Genomic DNA, 4,062 nt, shown 5'->3' with positions numbered 1-4,062 from the left:
AGCCGGGAGAGGACGGCGGAGCCGAGGGCGGAGTCCAGCAGGGTGGACAGGTAACCGCCGTGCACGGTGCCCATGGGGTTGCACAGGTACTCGCCGGTCTTGCCCTCGAAGACCGCCGAGCCCTCCTCGACGGCGACGAGGTCGAAGCCGAGCGTGTGGCTGATGGGAGCCCGGGGCGTGCGGCCGTCGACGATCGAGCGCAGGAGGTCCAGTCCGCTGGGAGTGTTGGCGCTGCTCATGACCGGGACCCTAGGGGAACGGCGCGAGCGATCAAGTACGGATTCCGTACCGGCCGGCTCGACTACCCTGGCGGACATGACCGGTTATGGGCAGTTCTGCGCGATCGCCCGGTCCCTGGAGGTCCTCGGCGAACGCTGGACGCTGCTGATCGTCCGGGAGCTGCTGATGGGCGAGCGCCGCTTCAACGACATCCGGCGCGGCATCCCGCGCATCTCCAGGACCATGCTCTCCGCCCGCCTGAAGAGCCTGGAAAAGGCCGGCGTCATCGCCCGTACCGGCACCGCCGGCACCGAGTACGCACTCACCGAGGCCGGCGAACACCTCGCTCCGGTGCTGCGGGAACTGGGCGGCTGGGCCACCGCGTGGGACCGGCGCGGCCTGCGCCCGGAGCATCTGGATCCCGACGTACTGGCCTGGGACATCCGGCGCCGCGTCGTGCCGGAGAACCTGCCCGCCGACCCCACCCTGGTCGAGCTCCGCTTCCGTCGCCGGGCCGCCACCGCTCACCCCAGCCCGTACTACCTGCTCGCCCGGCGGCCGGAAGTGCAGCTGTGCACCGAGGAGGGCGGATTCGAGGTGGCCCTCCAGGTCGATGCCGACCTCGGCGCACTCACCCGCTACTGGCTCGGCGAGCACACCTGGAACCACCTGCTGCGGGCCGGTTCGGTCCACCTGACCGGGCCCAGCCGGCTGCGCCGCGCCTTCCCCACCTGGTTCTCCGGTTACCTCCTGAGCACCGCCGACGCCGATCACTGACAGCCGCGCGCCGCTGCGATGATTTCGGCCGCCGGCAGCGGTCAATGGAGGCATGAACTCAGTCACCAGCCAGCTGTCGATGTCGCTCGACGGATTCGTCGCCGGCCCCCACCAGAGCGCCGAAGACCCCCTCGGGAAGGGCGGGGAGCGGCTGCACGAGTGGGCGTTCGGTACCGACACCTGGCGCGCGCAGCAGGGCCTCGACGGCGGCGTGCACTCCGTCGACGCCGAGGTCTTCGAGGAGGTCACCCAGGGCGTCGGCGCGTACATCATGGGCCGCAACATGTTCGGCGGCGGACACGGGCCCTGGGACGAGACCTGGAAGGGCTGGTGGGGTGAGGACCCGCCGTACCACGCGCCGGTCTTCGTGCTCACCCACCAGGCGCGCGATCCGCTGCCGATGCGAGGTGGCACGACGTTCCACTTCGTCACGGACGGGATCAACTCCGCGCTGGAACAGGCCCGTACGGCGGCCGGCGACACTGACGTGGCGATCGCGGGCGGCGCGCAGGCCGTGCAGCAGTACCTCACCGCCGGACTCCTCGACGAGCTCTACCTCCACATCGTCCCGGTCCTCCTCGGCGCGGGCGAGCGGCTGTTGCAGAACGTGGGCGACCCCACCCTGGAGCCGGTCAAGGTGACCGCCTCCCCGGCGGCCACCCACGTCAAGTACCGCGTCACGTACCGATGAAGCCGCGCGAGCGCACCGGAGCACCGGAGGACTTCACGCACTTCGAGCGGGCACCCGGCCGCTGAGCAGGCTTCCGGCGCCGGGCACCACCGCCGGCAGGCCGAGCACGGAGAGAATGCGGTGGGTCGTGGCGGTCGCGGCGGACAGTACGGGCAGACCCGACGCGTCCTCGACATGCTGCACGGCTGACAGCGACGGCATCTGCACGCAGGCGGACAGCACGATCGCGTCGGCGTCAGTGAGGTCGAGGCGGCGCCAGTGATCACGAAGGTCGTCGGGGTCGAGCCGGGCCACCGCGAGGTTGTCGGGGACCTCGAGGCTCAAGGAGTCGACGACCTCGATCCCGGCGTCCCGGATGTAGCCCACGACCGTCTCGGTGAGCGGCTTCATGTACGGGGTGATGACGGCGACCCGCCTGGCCCCCAGCGCCTCGATCCCGCTGAGCAGCGCGCCGGCGCTGGTCACCACCGGGGCTTCGGCGCCCTGGCCGCGGAGCGCGGAGGTGATCTCGTCCTCGGCCGTGCAGTGGTACCCCGGCCCCTGGGCCATGATCGCCACCAGGCACGCGGAGGCGACGACATCGGGACGGGCGTCGGCGAGTTCGAGCGACGCCCGCTCCGTCTGGGCGTTCATGCCCTTCAGCTGCTCGGGGGTCACCTTCTGCATCCGCATCCTGCTGCTGTGGAAGATGAAGCGGTCTTCGGGGATCACCTCCTCACGCGCGCGCAGCATGCGTGGCAGCTCGGTTTCCATCGTCAGATTGGAGCTGGGGACGATCATGCCTATGTGGCGGTCTGTCATGGGGCCTCCAGTGATTCCGGCAGGCGGAGTACGACTGCCGTCTCCGCCGCGGCGTGAAATTAATCCGAACACGTACTATCTGGTCGCACAAGAACCCGGAAGAAAAAGCTCCACGGGCTCCGGAGCCCTCGGCCCCGACTCGGGCCGCCGAGACGTCAGGACTCCTCGCTCAGTCCCTCCCAGTGATCGGCGAGAGCCGTCAGTTCGCGCATCAGCTCACCGCGTTCCTGAGCTCCGTAGGGCGCCAGAAGCCGCTCGTCCAGAGCGCGGGCGCGATGGTCGGCCTCCCGCAGCGTCCGCGTCCCCTGCTCGGTGAGATAGAGGAGCTTGCGGCGACCGTCATCGGCCGCCGTACGCCGCACTATCAGCCCGCGCTGCTCGAGGCGGCGGGCGATGTCCGCCATCGTGGACGTGTCCAGCGCCACCGCCGAGGCCATCGCGCTCTGGTCACGTCCGGGCGCGGCGTCCACCGCGGTGAGCACCGCGAACTGCGGACCGGTCAGCGTCGGGTCGACGGCGCGCACCCACGCCGCCAGATACGCCTGGTACAGACGCCGGACCTGGTATCCGGGGGCGGCGAGCAGCGCTGCGGGGGGTGTGGCCGTACCCGCCGCCGGTGAGGTCTTGTCAGCCATGGGCCCACTTAAGCACGGCCGTGGAAGCGAGCGTTGAGCGCATCCTGCCCGCCCTCAGTCAGCCGAGCTGGGCGCTCAGGGCGGCGCGCAGCGCACCGAGAGCGGGGTCCGGGTTGTCCCAGAAAACCATGTGGCCGGCGTCCGGGATGCCGGTCAGCCGTGCCCCGGGGTGCGTACGGGCCGCCTCCTCCCGGCCGGCCGCGGTGACCACCGGGCTGTCCTCGCCGTAGAGCATCGTCGTGGGCTGCGGAACCGACGGCCACCAGGTGAAGAAGTCCTCCGTCTCGAAGCTGCGGTGAGTCGCCGCCAGCGCCTCCTCGCCGCAGCTGGCGAGCCAGCGGGCCCGCAGCTCCTGCTCGCGGCGTGGCCAGCGCGGCCAGGAACGGGCCACCTCGTCGGCGTCCGTGCCGCGCCGGGCCTGCTCCAACTGCCCGAGGAAGGCGTCCAGCGTGGTCGGGTAGGGGTCTCTGCCCGGACCGCTCATCGGAGGGTCGACCAGTACGGTGCCGCGCAGCGCCACCTTGGTCCGTACCGCGGTGACCGCCGCGATCCGGGCCCCCATCGAGTGGCCGAGGAGCAGCGGGCGCTCCAGGCCCAGCCCGGACACGCATGCCTCGGTGTCCTCCGCGTACGCCTCCAGGCCGTAGGAGCCGCCGTCGTCGGACAAGCCCCTCCCCCGGATGTCGAGGACTATCGGGCGGACCAGATCGGTGAGCCGGCGTGCGACGAAGTCCATGGTGACGGCCGGGCTGGTGATCCCGGGCAGCACGAGCAGCGGTACCCGGTCGTCACCGGAGTCGTGGCCGTAGTCGAGGGCGTGCAGCCGCAGGGCGCCGGAGCGGACCCAGCGGCTGCCGGCGGGGACGTCGGCGAGATCGGCGAGCGCCTGCTGGGTGATGGACCGTTGTGGCATACGGACTTCCTCACGGTGGTGACGGC

General features: G+C 71.1%; 6 protein-coding genes. 2 read left to right on the top strand and 4 right to left on the bottom strand.

The window, feature by feature from the left end:
- On the bottom strand, positions 1–239 hold a 239-nt coding region (locus ACRDP3_RS03035), incomplete at its 3' end, for a PaaI family thioesterase (RefSeq protein WP_431515235.1).
- Positions 240–315: 76 nt separating this feature from the next.
- Between ACRDP3_RS03035 and ACRDP3_RS03030 the strand changes: the two genes are divergently transcribed.
- Positions 316–996 carry a winged helix-turn-helix transcriptional regulator gene (locus ACRDP3_RS03030; RefSeq protein WP_431515234.1) on the top strand — a complete coding sequence of 227 codons (681 nt, stop codon included), beginning with the start codon at positions 316–318 and terminating at the stop codon, positions 994–996.
- 52 nt (positions 997–1,048) lie between these two features.
- Positions 1,049–1,687, top strand: a complete 639-nt coding sequence (locus tag ACRDP3_RS03025) for a dihydrofolate reductase family protein (protein WP_431515233.1) — start codon at positions 1,049–1,051, stop codon at positions 1,685–1,687.
- Positions 1,688–1,720: 33 nt separating this feature from the next.
- Here the strand turns inward: ACRDP3_RS03025 and ACRDP3_RS03020 are convergent, their stop codons facing one another.
- The 3 genes from ACRDP3_RS03020 to ACRDP3_RS03010 form a co-directional block, all read right to left on the bottom strand.
- On the bottom strand, positions 1,721–2,488 hold the full coding sequence (locus tag ACRDP3_RS03020) for a maleate cis-trans isomerase family protein (RefSeq protein ID WP_431515232.1): 768 nt from the start codon (positions 2,486–2,488) through the stop codon (positions 1,721–1,723).
- Positions 2,489–2,643: 155 nt separating this feature from the next.
- The gene (locus ACRDP3_RS03015) at positions 2,644–3,123 is read right to left on the bottom strand and encodes a MarR family winged helix-turn-helix transcriptional regulator (protein WP_431515231.1); all 480 of its coding nucleotides are present in this window, start codon (positions 3,121–3,123) and stop codon (positions 2,644–2,646) included.
- A 58-nt stretch (positions 3,124–3,181) separates the two neighbouring features.
- Positions 3,182–4,036 carry an alpha/beta fold hydrolase gene (locus ACRDP3_RS03010; RefSeq protein ID WP_431515230.1) on the bottom strand — a complete coding sequence of 285 codons (855 nt, stop codon included), beginning with the start codon at positions 4,034–4,036 and terminating at the stop codon, positions 3,182–3,184.
- Positions 4,037–4,062: the final 26 nt, after the last annotated feature.

It is taken from the genome of Streptomyces sp., from assembly GCF_050698815.1.
Classification (GTDB): domain Bacteria; phylum Actinomycetota; class Actinomycetes; order Streptomycetales; family Streptomycetaceae; genus Streptomyces.
The sequence above is the reverse complement of the archived record's forward strand: the minus strand, read 5'-3'. Positions and strand labels throughout refer to the sequence as shown.